This window comes from Kineococcus radiotolerans SRS30216 = ATCC BAA-149 (genome assembly GCF_000017305.1).
Lineage (GTDB): Bacteria > Actinomycetota > Actinomycetes > Actinomycetales > Kineococcaceae > Kineococcus > Kineococcus radiotolerans.
On record NC_009664.2, the window covers coordinates 4,207,851 to 4,225,678 of the forward strand.

General features: G+C 75.6%; 18 protein-coding genes. 8 read left to right on the forward strand and 10 right to left on the reverse strand.

What is annotated here, in order from left to right; genetic code table 11:
- Nucleotides 1-32: 32 nt before the first annotated feature.
- Both KRAD_RS20090 and KRAD_RS20095 read right to left on the reverse strand, forming a co-directional pair.
- Nucleotides 33-605, reverse strand: a complete 573-nt coding sequence (locus KRAD_RS20090) for a hypothetical protein (protein ID WP_012087497.1) — start codon at nucleotides 603-605, stop codon at nucleotides 33-35.
- Nucleotides 606-787: 182 nt separating this feature from the next.
- Nucleotides 788-1,339: an ATP-binding protein gene (locus KRAD_RS20095; RefSeq protein ID WP_041292256.1), complete on the reverse strand. Its 552-nt coding sequence runs from the start codon at nucleotides 1,337-1,339 to the stop codon at nucleotides 788-790.
- A 112-nt stretch (nucleotides 1,340-1,451) separates the two neighbouring features.
- Here KRAD_RS20095 and KRAD_RS20100 point away from each other — a divergent pair, with 112 nt between their 5' ends.
- Nucleotides 1,452-2,060: a GNAT family N-acetyltransferase gene (locus KRAD_RS20100; RefSeq protein ID WP_203417627.1), complete on the forward strand. Its 609-nt coding sequence runs from the start codon at nucleotides 1,452-1,454 to the stop codon at nucleotides 2,058-2,060.
- A gap of 70 nt (nucleotides 2,061-2,130) precedes the next feature.
- On the opposite strand, the gene KRAD_RS20105 is transcribed toward KRAD_RS20100, so the two are convergent.
- A complete protein-coding gene (locus tag KRAD_RS20105) occupies nucleotides 2,131-2,796 on the reverse strand; it encodes a TetR/AcrR family transcriptional regulator (protein ID WP_012087500.1) in 666 nt (221 codons plus the stop codon).
- A 104-nt stretch (nucleotides 2,797-2,900) separates the two neighbouring features.
- Between KRAD_RS20105 and KRAD_RS20110 the strand changes: the two genes are divergently transcribed.
- Nucleotides 2,901-3,815: an SDR family NAD(P)-dependent oxidoreductase gene (locus tag KRAD_RS20110; RefSeq protein ID WP_012087501.1), complete on the forward strand. Its 915-nt coding sequence runs from the start codon at nucleotides 2,901-2,903 to the stop codon at nucleotides 3,813-3,815.
- Between the two features lie 88 nt (nucleotides 3,816-3,903).
- Nucleotides 3,904-4,365: a hypothetical protein gene (locus KRAD_RS20115; RefSeq protein ID WP_157873662.1), complete on the forward strand. Its 462-nt coding sequence runs from the start codon at nucleotides 3,904-3,906 to the stop codon at nucleotides 4,363-4,365.
- A 30-nt stretch (nucleotides 4,366-4,395) separates the two neighbouring features.
- On the opposite strand, the gene KRAD_RS20120 is transcribed toward KRAD_RS20115, so the two are convergent.
- Both KRAD_RS20120 and KRAD_RS20125 read right to left on the reverse strand, forming a co-directional pair.
- The gene (locus KRAD_RS20120; RefSeq protein WP_041292258.1) at nucleotides 4,396-5,340 is read right to left on the reverse strand and encodes an SRPBCC family protein; all 945 of its coding nucleotides are present in this window, start codon (nucleotides 5,338-5,340) and stop codon (nucleotides 4,396-4,398) included.
- Nucleotides 5,341-5,393: 53 nt separating this feature from the next.
- On the reverse strand, nucleotides 5,394-5,639 hold the full coding sequence (locus KRAD_RS20125; protein WP_012087504.1) for a hypothetical protein: 246 nt from the start codon (nucleotides 5,637-5,639) through the stop codon (nucleotides 5,394-5,396).
- 205 nt (nucleotides 5,640-5,844) lie between these two features.
- On the opposite strand from KRAD_RS20125, the gene KRAD_RS20130 reads away from it, so the two are divergent.
- The 3 genes from KRAD_RS20130 to KRAD_RS20140 are packed head-to-tail and all read left to right on the forward strand — an operon-like array spanning nucleotide 5,845 to nucleotide 9,232.
- Nucleotides 5,845-6,822: a putative selenate ABC transporter substrate-binding protein gene (locus tag KRAD_RS20130; RefSeq protein WP_012087505.1), complete on the forward strand. Its 978-nt coding sequence runs from the start codon at nucleotides 5,845-5,847 to the stop codon at nucleotides 6,820-6,822.
- 14 nt (nucleotides 6,823-6,836) lie between these two features.
- Nucleotides 6,837-7,565: a phosphonate ABC transporter ATP-binding protein gene (locus KRAD_RS20135; protein WP_012087506.1), complete on the forward strand. Its 729-nt coding sequence runs from the start codon at nucleotides 6,837-6,839 to the stop codon at nucleotides 7,563-7,565.
- Nucleotides 7,562-9,232 carry a PhnE/PtxC family ABC transporter permease gene (locus KRAD_RS20140; protein ID WP_012087507.1) on the forward strand — a complete coding sequence of 557 codons (1,671 nt, stop codon included), beginning with the start codon at nucleotides 7,562-7,564 and terminating at the stop codon, nucleotides 9,230-9,232. Before KRAD_RS20135 ends, KRAD_RS20140 begins: the two co-directional genes overlap by 4 nt.
- Before the next feature lie 83 nt (nucleotides 9,233-9,315).
- Here KRAD_RS20140 and KRAD_RS20145 read toward each other — a convergent pair whose 3' ends face one another.
- The 5 genes from KRAD_RS20145 to KRAD_RS20165 all read right to left on the reverse strand — a co-directional run bounded on the left by KRAD_RS20145 (nucleotide 9,316) and on the right by KRAD_RS20165 (nucleotide 14,716).
- Nucleotides 9,316-9,783 (reverse strand): acyl-CoA thioesterase, encoded by a 468-nt coding sequence (locus tag KRAD_RS20145; protein WP_012087508.1) that lies wholly within the window; start codon nucleotides 9,781-9,783, stop codon nucleotides 9,316-9,318.
- A gap of 46 nt (nucleotides 9,784-9,829) precedes the next feature.
- Nucleotides 9,830-10,705 carry a patatin-like phospholipase family protein gene (locus KRAD_RS20150; RefSeq protein WP_157873664.1) on the reverse strand — a complete coding sequence of 292 codons (876 nt, stop codon included), beginning with the start codon at nucleotides 10,703-10,705 and terminating at the stop codon, nucleotides 9,830-9,832.
- A gap of 368 nt (nucleotides 10,706-11,073) precedes the next feature.
- Nucleotides 11,074-12,075 carry a zinc-binding alcohol dehydrogenase family protein gene (locus KRAD_RS20155; RefSeq protein ID WP_012087510.1) on the reverse strand — a complete coding sequence of 334 codons (1,002 nt, stop codon included), beginning with the start codon at nucleotides 12,073-12,075 and terminating at the stop codon, nucleotides 11,074-11,076.
- A gap of 113 nt (nucleotides 12,076-12,188) precedes the next feature.
- Nucleotides 12,189-13,067 (reverse strand): SDR family NAD(P)-dependent oxidoreductase, encoded by an 879-nt coding sequence (locus KRAD_RS20160; RefSeq protein WP_012087511.1) that lies wholly within the window; start codon nucleotides 13,065-13,067, stop codon nucleotides 12,189-12,191.
- A 5-nt stretch (nucleotides 13,068-13,072) separates the two neighbouring features.
- A complete protein-coding gene (locus tag KRAD_RS20165) occupies nucleotides 13,073-14,716 on the reverse strand; it encodes an MFS transporter (protein ID WP_012087512.1) in 1,644 nt (547 codons plus the stop codon).
- Nucleotides 14,717-14,769: 53 nt separating this feature from the next.
- Here KRAD_RS20165 and KRAD_RS20170 point away from each other — a divergent pair, with 53 nt between their 5' ends.
- Both KRAD_RS20170 and KRAD_RS20175 read left to right on the forward strand, forming a co-directional pair.
- Nucleotides 14,770-15,246 (forward strand): MarR family winged helix-turn-helix transcriptional regulator, encoded by a 477-nt coding sequence (locus KRAD_RS20170; RefSeq protein ID WP_012087513.1) that lies wholly within the window; start codon nucleotides 14,770-14,772, stop codon nucleotides 15,244-15,246.
- A 371-nt stretch (nucleotides 15,247-15,617) separates the two neighbouring features.
- Nucleotides 15,618-17,429, forward strand: coding sequence for a bifunctional metallophosphatase/5'-nucleotidase (locus KRAD_RS20175; protein ID WP_012087514.1), 1,812 nt, complete (start codon nucleotides 15,618-15,620; stop codon nucleotides 17,427-17,429).
- Nucleotides 17,430-17,828 lie beyond the last annotated feature (399 nt).

Here is a 17,828-nt window from a genome sequence, read left to right on the forward strand (position 1 = left end):
CTCGTCGGCCCGGGGCCGTCGAGGGGACCGCGTCAGGCGACCGTCTCCGGAGCGGTGCTCGTCTCCCCGCGCGCCGCGCGCAGGCGGGCCAGGACCTCGCGGTCCTGCTCCTTCCAGCGCGCCGCGGCCTGCACGCCGCTGAGGTCGTAGGCCTCCCCGACGGCCGCCCACGTCGCGCCGAAGTGCACGGCGGCGCGGCGGTCGTCGGGGGAGTCCGAGCCGGCGGCCACGGCGGCGCTCAACTGCCGCAGGTGCCGTTCGCGCCGCGCCCCGGCCTCGGGGTCCAGGGGCTGGACGTAGCGGACCTTCGGGGCGCGGACCGTCGCGGGCCGGCCGTCGGCGTCGTGGACCAGCAGCGAGAGGGGTTCCCCGACGGTGCAGGAGCGGACCGCGGTCAGGGCCAGGACGCGGCCGTCGAGGGGGTCCGGGGTGAGGGTGGGGAGGGTGTCGGTGCTGCGGACGACGGTGCGCGCGTCGAGGTCGAGGCGGACCGTCACCCGGGAGGCGCGCACCCGCCAGGTCCCGGTGCCCGCGTCGTCGAGGGTGCGCACCGGCGCGCCGCGGGTGGGGATGAGTTCGGCCAAGTGCTGCAGGTCGTCGTCCACGCCCCCATCATCGCCGACCCCGACGGACCCGGTGGCACACCGCCTGCGGCGGCCCGGGCGGGAACCTCACCTCGGGCACTGCGGCGTCCCCGGACGGGCACGCCCGGCGGCCGTCGACCTGGGGTGGCGGAGTCGCCGTGCCCATCGCGCACCGCGTCGCCGCACAGCGGCGTCGGGGCGGGTCAGGCGCGGCCGGTGTCCCACCCGACGGCGCGGACCACCGCCAGGGCCACCTCGGAGGGAGCCTGCCCCGCGGCCACCGCCACCTCGACGTCACCGCCCCCCGCGGCGTCCAGGACGGCGTCCAGTTCCCCGCTGCGGTGCAGGTGCCAGTCCAGGGCATCGCGGTCACCCCCGTGCCGCCGGCGCAGGCGGTCGTGGACGTGGGAGAGGTCCACGCGCAGACGGCACACCGTCAGCGGTGCACCGGCGGCCCGCTCGTACAGCGGCCGGTGCGCGGGGTCCTCGAGGACCCCGGCCAGGACGAGCCGGAGCGCTCCGGCGGCGAGGTGGTTGCGGGCCACCGCGTGCAGGTTGGCCAGCACCAGGTGCTCGTGGAACGGGTCGTCCGGGGGGCTGGGCCAGGCGTCGCCCAGCGCGTCGAGGTCGACGACGGCGTGGGGGATCGCCTCCTCGCGCAGCAGCGCGGCGACGGCCTCGGCGGTGGTGGTCTTGCCCGACCCGACGGTGCCGGTGATCAGCAGGGCGGCCGGGGACGGCGTGGGGGTCCGCACGGGCGTGACGGTACTGGCCCTCCGTCCACGACCGCCGGCTCGGCCGTCCCGAGCGGGGCGCACGACGCGGTGCGCGCGGACCGCCCGGCGGGTGGACTGGCACGCTGCTGCGGTGAGCGACATCGGGGGAGAGGCACCCGCACCGCTGGACACGCTGCCGTGGCCGGTGCGCACCGCCCGCCTGGGCATCCGGCGGGTCACCGCCGACGACGAGGGCCGCCTGTGGGCCTACCGGCGGCTGAACGAGGTGAGCCGGTGGGGTTCGTGGCGCCCGGTCGACCGGGACGACTGGCGGGCGATCCTGACCGCGCGGCTCCGCGACCTGCTCGTCGTCGAGCTCGACGGCCGCGTCGTCGGGGACCTGATGGTGAGGGTGGAGGACGGTTGGGCTCAGCGCGAGGTGCGGGGCCGGGCCCGTGGCGTGCAGGCCGAGCTCGGGTGGGCGCTGGACCCGGCTGCCGCCGGCCGCGGGTACGCCACGGAGGCGGTGCGGGAGGTGCTGCGGCTGTGCTTCGAGGACCTGGGTCTGCGGCGGGTGACGGCCTACGCCTTCGCGGCCAACGAGGCGTCCTGCCGGCTGGCGGAGCGCGTCGGGATGCGCCGGGAGGTGCACGCGGTCGCCGACTCCCTGCACCGGGACCTGGGGTGGATCGACGGGGTCGGGTACGCCCTGCTGGAGGAGGAGTGGCGCGCCGGCCGCGGCGCACGGACGGAGTCCTGATCCGCGTCGGCCGGACCGCGGCACCCTCGACGGTCCCGGCGGGACGCGGGCGCTCACCGGCGCCCCCGGGTCAGCCGCGCGGCACGGCCCCCAGCAGCAGGGTCCGGATCGCCGACCGCAGGGAACCGGGCAGGTCCAGGTGCAGCGCGGCCAGCGCCGGGTCGGCGTCGTAGGCGGCGCGCACGCCGGGCGGGGGCGAGCTGTAGGGCGCCAGGGCACCGGCCAGGACCATCGCGTGGAAGCAGAAGGTCTCGGCCGCGGCCCCAAGTTCCGGCACGTACCGGCGCAGCAGGTCGGCGGTGGCGGTGAGGCGGGCCAGGGCCGTCCGCTTGTGGCGCGTGACGACCTCGACGGGGACGTTGCGTTCCAGGACGGCGCCCTGCGCCCCCAGTAGGTCGCAGAGCACCCGCTGGCCCGCCAGGGACCGGGCGAGCACCGCGGACAGCTGCTCGGCGCGCGGCACCAGCGGCAGCGCCGGGTCGAGGCCGGTCTCGAGGTCGCCGGTCAGTTCGGCGAGCCAGTCCTGCAGGACGCGGTCCATCAGCTCGAGCAGGACCGCTTCACGGGAGTCGAAGTAGCGCAGCACGTTCGACTTGGCCAGGCCGACGCGGCGGCTGAGCTCGTTGAGGGTGACGTCGGCCACCGGCATCTCGTCGAGCATGGTGGCCGCGGTGTCGAGGATCGCCCGGCGCCGGATCTCGCGCTGCTCGTCGCTGCGGGCCCGCTGGAACGTCACGGGACCACCCTAGCAGTTTGCAGACCGCCGGTCTCTTGACAGCAGACCGGCGGTCTCTTAGCGTTGCGGACACAACAGACCGCTGGTCTCTTCAGGAGGACGACATGAACGCGAACTGGACCGCACGCCACGTCCCGGACCAGAGCGGCCGGGTGGCGGTCGTGACCGGCGCCAACACCGGCCTGGGTCTGGAGACGGCCAGGACCCTCGCCGAACGCGGCGCCACGGTGGTGCTCGCCGTGCGCGACGTCGACAAGGGTGCGCGGGCCGCGGCCGGCCTCACCGGGAACGCCCCCGGGAACGTCGTCGTGCAGCGGCTCGACCTGTCGTCGCTGGAGTCGATCCGCGCGGCCGCGTCCGCGCTGCGCGACGCGCACCCCCGCATCGACCTGCTCGTCAACAACGCCGGGGTGATGTACACCCCGAGGCAGACGACCCGGGACGGTTTCGAGCGGCAGTTCGGCACCAACCACCTCGGCCACTTCGCCCTCACGGGGTTGCTGCTGGAGCGGATGCTGCCCGTCCCCGGCTCGCGCGTGGTCACGGTCAGCAGCACGGGTCACCGCATCCGCGCCGCCATCCGCTTCGACGACCTGCAGGGGGAACGCTCCTACTCCCGCGCCGCTGCGTACGGCCAGTCCAAGCTCGCCAACCTCATGTTCACCTACGAGCTGCAGCGCCGCCTCGCCGCGCACGGGACGACCACCGTCGCCGTGGCCGCGCACCCGGGGGTGGCGAACACCGAACTGGTCCGGAACTCCCCGGCCGCGGTCCGGGCCGCGGTGGACCGGCTCGCCCCGCTCCTCACCCAGCCGGCCGCGATGGGCGCCCTGCCGACCCTGCGGGCCGCGACCGACCCGTCCGTCCTGGGCGGGCAGTACTACGGACCCGGCGGCCGCGGGGAGGTCCGCGGGTACCCCCGGCTCGTCACCTCCAGCCCGCAGTCGTACGACCTCGCGGACCAGCGACGGTTGTGGGCGGTTTCCCAGGAACTCACGGGCGTGGAGTTCCCCCTCTGAACCCCGGTCCGGCGCCGGGTGGCCCGGTGGTCGTGGAGAAGCGGTGGAGGCGGCACCGCGACCCCGCCCGCGGCGGTACACAGGACGGGTGGGACCTCGTCGCGTCGTGCTGGCCGCCGCCGCTCTGACCGCTGCTCTCGCGGGGTGCGGGTCCCCGTCGGGCACCGCGGACCCGGAGGTGGTCGAACGCCACGTCGCCTCCCGGTCGGCCCCCGACGTCGTGCGCGACTACCTCGACGCCGTGCAGGACGACGACCGGGCCACCGCCGCGGTCCTGTCCACCCCGGGCTTCGCCGCGCAGGACGTGTGGCAGCGCGACGGGGCACCGGACCTGGACGACGTCGAGGTCTCCGACGACACCACGTCGTACGACACCGGCTGGAGCTCGGAGGAGCTGCAGGCGTACGCGCAGGCGGTCGACGTGCAGGCGACGTACCGCGCCGACGACGGCGGCACGGGGACGGCGGGTGGCGAACCGGGGTGGGGGTACGTGCTGGTGCGCCACTCCGACCAGGACCCGTGGCTCATCGCCTCGGCGGGTCACGGCTGACGGCGGGGTCCCGGAGCGGCACCGGGGCGGTCAGTCGGTCCGGGCGGCGGCCCGGGCGGCGGCCCGGGCGATGGCCTGGGCCCGCCACCGCAGCTGGCTGGTCGCCGCCCACCCGACGACCGGTCGCAACAGCTTGCGCCGCAGGGTGTGACGCGCGGAACCCAGCTCCAGGTGCAGCCGGCAGGCGACGCCCACCGGTTCCACCCGCACCCGGGAGGTCGTGCTGATCTCGCGGTGGCCGACGCGGAAGCGGTGCCAGGTGATCTCCCGTCCGGGGACGAGGTGGCTGACGACCTGCTCGGCCACCACCTCGCGCCCCCGTCCGCGGTAGGTCAACCGCTGCACCCCGTCGGACCCGGTCTCGGCCCGCACGCAGGCGGTGTCCCACTCCGGGCGGCGGGTGACGTCGGAGACCAGGTCCCACACCCGCCCGGCGTCGACGGGGACGTCCTGGACCAGGGTGGCGATCCATCCCGGTCCCCCCGTCCCCGGTGCGGCGGGGGAGCCGGGGTCGACGGCGCGGGGCGCTGCGTGGTCCTGCCCGGTGGCGGTGCGCAGGACGTCCACGTCGACGTCGAGGTGGGTCAGGACGCGCTCGACGCGCCGCCCCTCGTCGTCCAGCAGCGCGAGCAGCAGTCCACGGTCGTCGCCCTCGTAGGGGATCCGCTTCATCACCGCCATCGCGCGGTCGTTGAACGGCACCGCCTGCGCGGCGCGGAAGGAGGGTTCCGGTCCGTCGGGCACGGCCGGGACCGGCACCTGCAGGTCGAGGTGGACCAGTTCGCGCTGCCGCACCTCGACCACCGCCCGCCGCAGCCCGGGCAGGTCCACGCCGGCGGAGGTGAGCAGTGCGGCGCTGGGACCGCCGGTGACCAGCAGCCCCAGCAGCAGGTGCTCCAGGTCGAGTTCGGGGTCTCCCGCGCGGGCCGCCTCCTCGAGGGCGGCGGAGGTGATGTAGCGCGACTGCCGCCACATCGTCCTCCCGCCGCCCGGGCCGGCCGCCGTCCTGCTCCCGCGTCGAAACCGCATCAGGTCCGCCTCTCCTGTCCGTCCACGACGTCGCGCAACCGCTTGGCGTACTTCTTGTGCACGGCCTGGCGCGTCACGCCCAGGTCCGCGGCGATGTCCGACCAGGACGCGCCCTGCCGCAGGGCCTGCTCGACCTGGCGCAGTTCCAGCGTCTCCAGCAGCCGCCGCAGCGCGGCCACGGCCCGCAGGCCGCGGGAGGAGTCGCTCGTGTCGGCGGCCGCGCCGGCCAACCGGGTCGCGTCCACGTCGTCAACCTAGGTTGCTGTCGGGGACGCGTCAACCTGGGTTGCGCAGCGGCGCGCGCCCCGCTCCCACCCCGCCCCGCGGGCCCCGGCGAGGGGGAGCGCGGGGCGCCGGGAACCGTCCCGGGACGGGTGCGACAGGATGACCGCCGTCCGGTCCCGTCGACCAGGAGGTTCCCGTGCCCGCTCCCACGTCCGGTCCGACGACGTGACGGTCGTCCCTCGTGCCGCCCGGTCGGGTGGTCCCGCCGCATCGAACCGCTGTACCCGGCGCCGTTTCCTGACCGGCGCCGCGACGTCGGCGGTCGCCGCCGGGCTCGCCGCCTGCAGCGACCGCACGTCCCCCGTCGGTGCCGCCCCCGGCTCGACGGGCGCCGGCGGCCGGGGGTCGCTGACCATCGGGGCCATCCCGGACCAGGACCCGGAGGTCCTGCAGCGCCTGTACGCCGCCGTCGCCGACTCCGTGGCGCAGGCCACCGGCCTCGCCGTCACCTACCGCCCGGTCACCGACTACGGCGCCGCGGTCTCCGCGTTCCGCACCGGGGACCTGGACCTCGTCTGGTTCGGCGGGCTCACCGGTGTGCAGGCCCGGTTGCAGGCACCGGGCGCCCGGGTCGTCGCCCAGCGCGACATCGACGAGGACTTCCACTCGGTCTTCGTCGTGAACACCGCCACCGGTCTGAGCGCCTCGGACGACCTGACCCCCCTCGCCGGGCTGCGGTTCACCTACGGCAGCCAGACCTCCACCTCGGGCGCGCTGATGCCCGCGTACTTCCTCGCCCAGCAGGGGGTCGACCCGCGAGGTTTCCCGGGGGGCCCGGGCCACAGCGGGTCCCACGACGCGACGCTGCAGCTGGTCGCCTCCGGCAGCTACCAGGCCGGGGTGCTCAACGAGCAGGTGTGGGCCTCCCGCAGCGAGGCCGGTGAGGTGGACCCGGCGGTGCGGCTGTACGCGCGCACCCCGGCCTACCACGACTACCACTGGGTGCTCGGCCCGCAGGCCGTGGACCGGCTGGGGGAGGAACTGCCGCAGCGGCTGAGCGACTACTTCCTCGCCCTCTCCCTCGACGACCCTGACGACCGGGCCGTCCTGGACCTGTTCGGCGCGCAGCGGTTCATCGCCACGCAGGCGTCCAACTACGACCAGATCGAGGACATCGGCAGGCAGCTGGGGTTGATCACCTGAACGCCGCCGCGCGGTTGTCCGGGGTCGAGGTCCGCTACGGCGGCACCACGGCCCTGACCGGTCTGGACCTCACCGTCCGGGCCGGGGAACGGGTTGCCGTGGTGGGTCCCTCGGGGGCGGGGAAGTCCACCCTGCTGCGCCTGCTCAACGGGTCGCTCACCCCGAGCGCGGGATCGGTCGAGGTCCTCGGCGTCGACCCGCGCACCCTCACCGGGCGCGACCAGCGGCGGCTGCGGGCGCGGGTCGGTACCGTCCACCAGCAGCTGGAACTCGTCGGGCCGCTGCGCGTGGTCCACAACGTCAACGCCGGCCGGCTCGCGGCCTGGCCGGTGTGGCGCGCGGCGTGGTCGCTGCTCAGACCGCAGGGGGTTCCCGAGGTGGCCGCGGCCCTGGCGCAGGTCGGCTTGTCGCAGCGGCTGTACGAACGCACCGACCGCCTCTCCGGCGGGCAGCAGCAACGGGTGGCCCTGGCCCGGGTGCTGGTGCAGCGCCCGGACCTCGTGCTGGCCGACGAACCGGCCTCCGCGCTCGACCCCGCGCTGGCCGAGCGGGCGCTGACCCTGCTGAGCACCTCGGTCGCCGAACGCGGCGGCACCCTGCTCGCCTGCCTGCACGACCCCGCGCTCGCGCTGCGCCACTGCACCCGGGTGGTGGGCCTGGTCGAGGGTCGTCTCGTGCTCGACGCGCCCGCGGACGCGCTGGGCCCGGGCGACCTGGCCGAGTTCTACGGGATGAGCCGGTGAGCGCCGCGGCGGGGCCGGCCGAGCCGCGGTTGCGCCGCTCGCGGGCCCGGTGGGCCTGGGCCGTCGGCGTCCTCCTCGTCGTGGGGTGGTCCCTGGCCGGGGCGGGGGCGTTCTCCGGGGAGGTGCTGAACCCGGCCGGGGTGCGGCAGTTCACCCGCTTCGCCGTCGGCGCGCTGCACCCGGACCTGTCCGCGGACTTCCGCGGTGTGCTGGTGACGAGCACGCTGGTCACCGTCGCCTACGCCGCGCTGGGGGCGGCGCTGGCGGTGCTGGCCGGGGCGCTCGGCGCGCTCGCCCTGACCCGCACGACGTGGGGGCGCCGGCGGGCGGGCTGGGTGCTGGCCCGCGCGGTCGTCGCCGTCCCCCGCGGTCTGCACGAGGCGGTGTGGGGTCTGTTGCTGGTCAACGTCCTCGGCCTGAACCCCTGGGTGGGGGTCCTGGCCATCGCCGTCCCCTACGGCGCGGTCAGCGCGAAGGTGTTCGCCGACCTGCTCGACGAGGTGCCCCGCGGTGGGTACGAGGCGCTGCTGGCCGCCGGCGCCGGCCGCGGGGTCGCGGCGCTCTACGGGCTCCTGCCCCCGGCCGCCGGGGGACTGCTGGCGTACGCGTTCTACCGGCTGGAGTGCGCCGTGCGCTCGGCGGTGGTGCTGGGGCTCATCGGCGCCGGCGGGCTGGGGTACCAGCTCTCGCTGTCGTTCAGCTCGCTGCGCTGGGAGCAGGTCTGGAGCTGCGTCTACGCCCTGACCGCGCTCTGCGTCGCCGCCGTCGTCGCCGGTCGTGCGGTGCGCCGCCGCCTGAGCGACCCGCCGCCCGTGCGGGGGGACCGGCTGCGGCGCGACGCCGCGCTGACGTGGGCGGGGCTGGCCGCCCTCGCCCTCACCGCGTGGTCGTGGTGGTACCTGGCGGTCGACCCGGCCACCCTGGTCGACGTCCGGGCGCGGGAGCAGGTGTCCTACCTGGCCGGGCTGGCGTGGCCGGTCAGCACCTCCGGTCCGCTGCTGCACGCGCTGGGCCGCGCCGCGGTCGACACGGTGCAGATGTCGGTCATCGCCATCGCCCTGGCCACCGCCGGTGCGGTGCTGCTGTCCGGGCTCGCCGTCCGCCCGGCCCACCGGCGCCACTCCACCCACCCGGGTCGCGCCCCGCGACGCCCCGGGGTGCGGCGGGCCGCCGTCGTCCTCGCCGGTGCGGTCGTGCGGGGTCTCGTGCGGGGCGCGCTGCTGCTCCTGCGCGCCGTGCCCCCGCCGGTGTGGGCCCTGGTCCTGCTGTTCGTGCTGCGCCCGGGGATCCTCCCGGGTGCTCTCGCCCTGGGGGTCTACACCCTCGGCGTCCTCGGCCGGCTGACCGCCGAGGCGCTGGAGGAACTCGACCCGCGACCGGCGCGGGCGCTGACGGTGCTCGGGGCGAGCGCGAGCGGGGTGTGGCTGTACGGGGTGGCGCCGCGCGCGGTGGGCCCCGTGTTCGCCTACGCGCTGTACCGGTGGGAGGTCGCGATCCGCGACACGGTGCTCGTCGGGTTGCTGGGCGCGGGCGGCCTCGGTGCGCTGCTCGCCACGTCGCTGCAGACGTTCGACTGGCCCGCCGTGGCCACGACCCTCGGGGTGCTGGTGCTGCTGACCCTCGCCGTCGACCTCGTCAGCGACCGGGCGCGGGAGGTGGTGCGCTGACGGGCCGCGGGGACCGGCCCCGCGGCCGCCCCCCGGCCCGTCCGGTGCAGCGGCCCGGGCCCGCCGATCGCCGGGCCCGGGTCTCACCAGCCGCGGAACCGCACCTGCTCGCCGAGGTGCGGGGTGAACTGGGCGCGTTCCTCCTCGGTCATCGGCTGCGGGCGACCGGAGCTGACGTCGACCAGGACCATGCGGCTGCGGGCGACCGCGGCCACGTCGGCCTCGTCGTCGTGCTGCGCGACCGCCTGGTAGGCGACGTCGACGCTGCTGGTGCCCAGCCGCGTCGCCCAGATGTCGATGGTGAGCCGGTGGCGGCCGTAGATCAGCGGGGAGCGGTACTCCACCTCGTGACGCACCGCCAGCATCGCCCGGGTGGACACCTGACCGCCGACCTCCACCCCCGCGGCGGGGAAGGCGCTGAAGCGGGCGTCCTCGAAGAAGCGCAGGAAGGCGGTGTTGTTCACGTGGCCGAAGGCGTCCATGTCCGACCAGCGCAGCGGGATGGGCACCGACACGGCGTGGCGGAGGCGGAGGTCGTCGACGTGGCTCACGCGGGCAGTGTGCCCGACCCGGCGGACCCGTCGGTGGCGCGACCCCTCAGCCGCCGAGCACGGGGGTCCCGGCGGCGGGGGCGTTGGCCGACCCGGCGACGTAGCGGCCGTACGGCTCCCCGTAGATCCCCGGCCCGTCGACGTGCAGCTCGGCGAGGAAGGCGTCCGTGCGCTCGCGCGCGTCCTGCGACAGCACGGCGGTCTCCTCGAAGGAGGTCGGGTCGACGCGCCGGGGGCCCGGCGCGGGCAGGCACACGACGGGGACGTGAGCGGCCACGGCCGGCAGGGCGGCCATGAGCTGCGCGCGGAGCTGCACCTGCGCCACCCGGGCCAGGATGTTCCTGATGCTCGGGGGTCCGGGAACCACGGGGGCCGGCACGGTCGCGTCGAGCACCACCAGCGAGCCGGCCCCGCGCGCGGCGGCGTGCCGCACCGGCACGTTCGCCACCACGCCGCCGTCCACGAGGTCCCTGCCGTCGACGTGCACGGAGGGGAAGACGCCGGGGATCGCCGCCGAGGCCAGCAGCGCCGGGACCAGCGGGCCGGAATCCAGCACGTGCTCGTCCCCGGTGGCCAGGTCCAGGGCCACGACCGCGAGCGGCGTCCCCAGGCCCTCGAAGGTGTCCGTGTCCAGGGTGCTCAGGACGAGGGCCTCGAGGGCCCTGGAGCTGACGGCGTGCGTGCGGGAACGGCTCAGCCGCAGCACGGCGCCGAGGAGGCTGCCGGGGAACACGCTGTCGCGGGTCAGGTCCTTCCACATCGACGCCAGCAGCGCGGGCCCGTCGTCGCCGTGGGCGGCGAGGACCGCCCCGTTCAGCGCCCCGACCGACGTCCCGGTGATCTGGTCGGGGACGACGCGGTGCTCGTGCAGGGCCGAGACCATGCCGACCTGGACGGCGCCGCGGCTCCCCCCTCCGCCCATCACGAAGCCCACCGGTCCCGGGAGGTGGATCCTCCGGCCCCTCACCGCGACGACCCCGTCACCGCGGGAACCCGGCCGGACGCCGGTCCTGGTCGGCGTCCGGTGGCGGGGGTTTCCCGTCCGGTACCAGCGGGGGTTCCCGCCTCGGCGACGACCCCACCCGCTCGGGCCGTCTCCGCGGCGATCCTCATCGGTGAACCATGCTCACACCGTAGGGGCCGCCTGGGTGGTCGTCACCTCGAGTCGGTCGCGCGGGGTGCATCGGGCGGCGGGAGCCCGCGACCCCGGGGTGCCGTGTTCCCGGTCGTCACGACGGAGTTCGGGCACCGCGGCGGGGTGCAGGTCCTGAGGACGGGTCCGGGCCGCGGTCAACGGCGGACGACGATCTTGCCGACGGTGCGCCCCGTTTCCACCAGCCGGTGCGCCTCGCGCAGGCCGGCGGCGCTGAAGTCGTCCAGCGTGGTGGTCAGGGTCGTGCGGATCCGTCCGGCGTCGACCAGGGCGGCGACCTCGCCCAGCAGGCGCTGCTGCTCGGCGATGTCGGGGGTGGTGTACGTCGAGCGGGTGAACATCAGCTCCCAGAGCCAGGCGATGCTCTTGCCCTTCAACGGCATCAGGTCCAGCCCGACCGGGTCGTCGATGGCCACGATCTGCCCGAACGGCTTCACGACCTCGGCGAAGGCCTCGACGTTGCCCTGGGAGGCCGGGGAGAAGAGGTGGTCGACGCCCTCCGGGGCCACCGCCTCCACCGACGCCACCAGGTCGTGGTGGTCGATGACGGCGTCGGCGCCGAGTTCGCTGACCCAGGTTCGCGACTCCGGTTTGCCCGCACTGGCGAGCACGCGGACCCCGGTCAGCTGCTTCGCGAGCTGGATCATGATGGATCCGACACCCCCGGCCCCGCCGAGGACGGCCAGGGTGCCGTGCGAGGAGGCGTCCAGGCGCAGCCGGTCGAAGAGCGCCTCCCAGGCGGTGATGGAGGTCAGCGGCAGCGCCGCGGCCTCGGGGAAGCTGAGGGTGGCCGGTTTGCGGGCGACGATGCGTTCGTCGACGGCCTGCAGTTCGGTGTTGGAACCGGAGCGGGTGATGTCCCCGGCGTAGTAGACCTCGTCACCCACCGACAGCGTCGTCACGTCGCCGCCGATCGCCTCCACGACGCCGGCCGCGTCGTAGCCGAGGACCTTCGGGGTGGTCTGCTTGCCCAAGCCGGAGCGGACCTTGACGTCGACGGGGTTCACCGAGACGGCTTCCACCCGGACGAGGACGTCGTGCGGGCGCAGTTCGGGCACCGGGACCCGCACGTCCTGCAGGGAGGCGGGATCGGAGATGGGCAGGCCGTCGAAGGCGGCGACGGCGTTCACGGTGGTCATGGACGCATCCTGGCCCACGGGGTGGAGGGGGCGGCTGACGGGTCACCCGCCGACGCCGTCCCGGGCGCCGACGGCGGCGCCGCCCGCGAGGAACCCGCCGCCGCCCCTCCTCGTCAGGGGACGCGCTCGTGCAGCAGTTCCTCGGTGACGTTCCACAACCGGCGGCGCGCGGCGGGATCGTCGGCCGGTGCGGCGGGGGTGATCTCCCGCGGGCCGCGGACGGTGACGTAGCGGCCGCTGACGTTCCCGTAGGAGGGGTGGGTGGCCAGGTGCACGATCAGCCCGGCGCCGCGCCGGGGATCTCCGATCCGCAGGCGGGTCAGCAGGAGTTCCAGCGGACGCGCGAGGCGCAGGTCGCGTCCCAGACCGGTGACGTTGAAACCCGGGTCGAGGCAGTTCGCGACCACGCTGGTGCCGCGCAGGCGCTCGGCGAGTTCGAGGGTGAACATGATGTCGAGCAGTTTCGTCTTCCCGTAGCGCGGCGAGGACCCCCGGGCGGTGAACGGGGACAGGTCGGTCAGGTCGTCGGGCAGCGAGAGGGTCCCGTGCCGGCGGGAGGCCTCGGAGGCCACCGTGACGACGCGGGCCGCGGCCGAGCGCCGCAGAGCCGGCAGGAGGGCCTGGGTCAGAACCCAGGGCGCCAGGTAGTTCACGGCGACCATCTGCGGCAGACCGTCGACGGTCGTGCGCGGGGTGAAGGCGTGGACCCCGGCGTTGTTGACCAGCACGTCGACGTGCTCGTGCTGCTGGGCGATGCGCCGGCCGGCCGCGCGGACCTGGTGCAGGCGGGTGAGGTCCACCTCGACGACCTCGGTGCGGGCGGAGGGGTTCCGCGCGCGGACGGCGTCGACGGTGGCCTGCGCCCGGTCCGGGTCGCGGGCGGGGAGGATCAGGTGCGCGCCGCGGGCGGCGAGGTCGAGGGCGGCGAGGCAACCCAGTCCGCTGGTGGCTCCGGTGAGGACGACGACGGGCCCGGTGGGCGGGGTGGGCACGGTGATCAGGCTCCTGGGGTCGGGGTGGGCAGGTGAGCGTGGTGGTCGCCGCGGGAGGGCGCGCGGTGCGGGTGCTGCAGGCGGGGGCGCCGGCCGGGGACCAGCAGGGCCAGCAGGGCGCCGGCGGCCGCGACGGCCGCGGCGGCGAGCATGGTGGTGCGCATGCCGGAGACGAAGGCCGTCTGGGTGGAGTGCGTGATCAGGTGGGCCAGGTCGGCGTCGGCGCCGGGAGGGACGGGGGCCACCCCGCCGGCCACCGCGGTGCTGCCCGCCCGGCCCAGCGCGGCGATCAGGTCGGCGGGCAGGGCGGAGTGCTCCAGCAGCCGGCTGAAGCGCTCGCCGGTGGCCGCGGCCATCACGCCGCCGAGGACGGCGACGCCCAGGGTGGCGCCGAGGCGACCGGCGGTCTGCTGGGCGCCGGCCGCGGCGCCGGCCAGTTCCACCGGGGCCCGTCCCACGGTGGTGTTGACGGTGGAGGTGACCAGCAGTCCCAGACCCAGGCCGATCAGGGCCAAGCCCGCACCCAGGGGTCGGTAGCCGCCGCCGACGGTGGCGGTCGAGGTGGCCACCAGGCCGGCGGCGACCAGCAGGGAACCCGCCAGCAGGCTCCAGCGGTCCCCGACGGCGGCGATGAGGCGCCCGGAGAGCACCGCCCCCAGGAGCATGCCCGCTCCCAGCGGCAGCAGGCGCACGCCGACCCCCGCGGAGGGCACGTGCTGGATCTGCAGCCAGAACAGCGACACCACGAAGAGCCCGCCGTTGAGGGCGAAGAACGCCAGGACGCTCAGCAGCGAACCGGCGGTGAAGGAGCGGTCGCGGAACAGCGACAGCGGCAGCAGCGGGTCGCGGCTGCGCGCTTCCACGAGCACGAAGGCGGCCAGCGCCACCGCGGCCCCGACCAGCGGGACGGTGGTGGAGGCGGCGCCCCACCCGCGGGTGGGTGCGTCGATGAGGGCGTGGACCAGGGCGCTGAGGGCGAGGACGAGCAGGAGGGTGCCCAGGACGTCGAAGCCGGCGCTGCGCCGCAGGCGCACCTCGCGCAGGGCCTGGGTCCCCAGCAGCAGGCAGACGAGGGCCACGGGGACGTTCAGGTACATCGTCCAGCGCCAGCCGCCGGCCTCCACGACCGCTCCGCCGACGAGGGGACCGGCGGCGATCGAGAGTCCCTGCACGGAGTTGAAGATCCCGATGGCGGCGGGCAGTCGCGGCTCGGGGACGCTGGCGCGCAGCAGCGAGAGGGCGTTGGTGGTGAGGAAACCGCCAAAGACCCCCTGGGCGGTGCGCAGGGCGATGACGAGGGGGACCGGCGTCGAGACCCCGATGAGCAGCGAGGTCAGGCCGAAACCGGCGATGCCGAGCAGGAAGGTGCGCTTGCGTCCGTAGCGGTCGCCGAGCTTCCCGGCCAGGACCAGCGAGGCGGTCAGCCCGAGCAGGTAGGCGGTGGTGATCCACTGCAGGTCGCCCAGTCCCACGTGCAGGTCGGCGGCGAGGTCGCCGCCGGCCACGGCCAGGATCGTGGTGGCCAGGCCGGGCATGAGGGCGCCGAGGGTGACGGCCAGGACCGCGGCGCGGGTCCCCCGGCGCGGAGTCGCGTGGCCGGGGGTCGCGTGGTCGGGAGTCGCGTGGTCGGGGGGCGGGGGGACGCTCATGGGGTCTCCAAGTAGTTTGCCGATGCCTACTATCGAACTGATATCATGGGCAGATGCAAACGAACAAGGGCGCCGGGGACCGTCGCGAACTGGACCTGGAGCTGGGGGAGGCGATCAACGCGCTGCTGGCCGCCACCCGGGTGCTGAGCGAGCGCAGCGCGGCCCGCTTCCACGAGGGCCTGCAGCCCGCCGCCTTCCACATCGCCCGCTGGCTCTACGCCTTCGGCCCCGCGCGGCCCAGCGCGATCGCCGAGGCGGTGGGGATGGACCGCAGTTCCACCAGCACGCTGATCGGGCGCATGCGCACCCTCGGCCTGCTGGAGAGCGACCCCGACCCGGCCGACCGCCGCAGCATCGTCGTCGCCCTCAGCAGCACCGGGCGAGAGCGGGTCGCCGACACCCTCGACGACCGCGAGGACGAACTGCACTGGCGCACCCGCCACTGGCCCGCCGAGGACGTCCGGACGTTGACGCGCCTGCTGCAGCGACTGACCGGCGACGGCGCGAGCACCGGGGAACCGGCGGACTGAGAACTCCGGCGACGGCTCTTCCGGGCCCCGCCCGGAACCCCGCCCGGGACCCCGAGAAAGCCGTTCCCGTGCGGGGTGGGAGCAGCACCGACCCGGGAGAAGCGCTCGCGCCCGGGTCGGCCGCCGGGTCCGCCGCGGAGCAGCAGCGGGTGGGCTCGCGGAGGGTAGCCCCACGGCAGAGGTGCTCGGCGCCGCCGGGTGGCGGCCCGGGGTGAACTCCAGGTGACGTTCCGGTGGCGTGGTGAGCGGCCGGTCGCCGGGTGCACGGCCGACGGGTCCGATGGGGGCCCGGTGACGAGCGGGAACTCCCGCGAACCCGGTGAGAGGTGCGAGGATCCGACCCGTACCGCACCAGCGTCCCCCGGAGAGACATGTCCCTCGCACCCGCGCGTGCGCGTCGCGCCGCGTTCGCCCTCGCCCTGGCCTGCACCCTCACCGCGGCCCCCGCGACCGCCGTTGCCGCACCGGGCCCGAAGGCGCCCAAGCCGCCGAAGGCCGACTTCACCCTCACGATCCTGCACGCCAACGACCTGGAGTCGTCCCTGCTGCCCGTCACGGGCACGGACGGCAGCACCTACGGCGGCGTGGACCGCTTCGTCGAGCTCGTCCAGCGCGAGCAGCGCGCCGCCGTCACGGGCCGACCCGGTCCCGGTCAGGCCGGCAAGCGCGGCGTGCTGACCGTCTCCGCCGGTGACAACTTCCTGCCCGGCCCGCAGCTGGCGGCCAGCGAGGGCTCCGGGCGGCCGATCTACGACGCGACGGCGTTCAGCGCCGCCGGGTTCGACGTCTCGATCTTCGGCAACCACGACTTCGACCAGAACCCCGACTTCCTCGCCCGGTGGCTGGGCGACGTGTCCCCGGGCACGGCGTTCGTCGCGGGCAACCTCGGCTTCGGCGCCGAGCCGCGCCTGCTGGCGGAGGTCCAGGACGGCACGATCGTGCGCACCCACGTCCAGGAGGTCAAGGGCGAGCGCATCGGCGTCATCGGCCTGACCACCCCCGAGCTGCCGCGGCTGAGCAGTTCGCGCGGCGTCACCGTCGACCCGGACCTGGCGCGCATCGCCAACGCCCAGGCCGCCGCCTACGCCGCCGCCGGCGTCGACAAGGTCGTCCTCGTCTCGCACCTGCAGGACATCGACAACGAGGTGGCCCTGGCCGGGCAGCTGCACGGCGTCGACGTGATCGTCGGCGGCGGTGGGCACGAGCTGCTCGCCGACCCCGGCGACCCCCTGGTCGCCAACGGCGTCACCCCCTACGGGCGCTACCCGCTGACCCCGACCGACGCCGACGGGCGCGTCGTGCCCGTCGTGACCACCAACGCCCTCTACACCTACGTCGGCCGGCTCGTCGTCACCTTCGACGAGCGCGGCGAGCTCCTCGCCGTCGACGAAGGGGCCTCGCGCCCGATCCCCGTGGTGGCGCAGGGTCCCGACGCCGTCGCCCCCGACACCCGGGTGAACCAGCAGGTGGTGCAGCCGGTGCAGGAGTACGTCTCCTCGCTCGCCCGGCAGGTCGTGGCCCGTTCGGAGGTCCCGCTGAACGGCGTGCGCAACGACGTCCGCAGCCGCGAGACCAACCTGGGGAACCTGGCCACCGATGCCCTGCTCGCCGCGGGGCGCCGCGAGGCGGCCGCGGCCGGGGTGGCCGCGCCGGTCGTCGCGCTGCAGAACGGCGGCGGCATCCGCAACGCCTCCGTGCTGCCCGCGGGGGACATCTCCGCCCTGGACACCTACACGGTGCTGCCCTTCGCCAACTTCGTCGGTGTCGCCCCGGCGATGCCGGTGGAGACCTTCCTCGCCGGGGTCGAGCACGGCCTGTCCGCGGCGGTCGCCGGCGGGGTGCTGCAGCCGGCCGGTTCCTTCGCCCAGGCCGCCGGCTACCGCGTCAGCTACGACCCGGCCCGCCCGGCCGGATCGCGCGTCGTGGACCTCGTCCTGGACGACGGCACCGTCCTCGTGCGCGGCGGTGCGCCCACCGGCGCGCTGGAGACCCTGTCGGTGGCGACGATCGACTTCATGCTGCGCGGCGGGGACGGGTACCCCTTCGACGGCGTCGCCTTCAGCGTGCTGCCGGTGACCTACCAGCAGGCGCTGGCGACGTACCTCACCGGTGACCTGGGCGGCCGGGTCACCGCGGCGGACTACCCGGTGGGCGGCGAGGGCCGCATCACGCCCGTCTCCTGAACGGACCCGCCCTCCCGCGGCCGCCCGGCCCTCGACCGGGCGGCCGTGCCGTCGGCGGCGAGGCTGTGCACGAGGCGGTCGTCACGCCGCCTCAGCGGTTCCGAACTCAGCCCCGGTCGCGACGCGCCCCCGGCGGCGGAGGCGCGTCCGTCCTCCCGGTCGTCCTCGTCCGGACCGGCCAGGACCCCGGGGTCGCGGGCGGAAGGACGTCACGAGCGGGACCGCGACGTTCGGCACGGCCCCCACGACGACGACCGCGAACGGCAGAGCCGGCTCCGCCCACCGCGGGGGACTGGCTGGTCGAACAGCGACCCGACGCCCCGGGCACCCACCGCTGCGCGCGGCTCACCGGGCCCGACGCCGGCTCCGGCTCCACGCTGGGTACCTCAACGGTTCGGC

Excerpts from the sequence above, each read along its gene's own strand:
- KRAD_RS20155 (WP_012087510.1), bottom strand. The coding sequence starts at position 12,075 with ATGACCACCGTGAACGCCGTCGCCGCCTTCGACGGCCTGCCCATCTCC.
- KRAD_RS20175 (WP_012087514.1), top strand. The coding sequence starts at position 15,618 with ATGTCCCTCGCACCCGCGCGTGCGCGTCGCGCCGCGTTCGCCCTCGCC.
- KRAD_RS20110 (WP_012087501.1), top strand. The coding sequence starts at position 2,901 with ATGAACGCGAACTGGACCGCACGCCACGTCCCGGACCAGAGCGGCCGG.
- KRAD_RS20120 (WP_041292258.1), bottom strand. The coding sequence starts at position 5,340 with ATGTGGCGGCAGTCGCGCTACATCACCTCCGCCGCCCTCGAGGAGGCG.
- KRAD_RS20150 (WP_157873664.1), bottom strand. The coding sequence starts at position 10,705 with ATGGGCGGAGGGGGGAGCCGCGGCGCCGTCCAGGTCGGCATGGTCTCG.
- KRAD_RS20170 (WP_012087513.1), top strand. The coding sequence starts at position 14,770 with ATGCAAACGAACAAGGGCGCCGGGGACCGTCGCGAACTGGACCTGGAG.
- KRAD_RS20165 (WP_012087512.1), bottom strand. The coding sequence starts at position 14,716 with ATGAGCGTCCCCCCGCCCCCCGACCACGCGACTCCCGACCACGCGACC.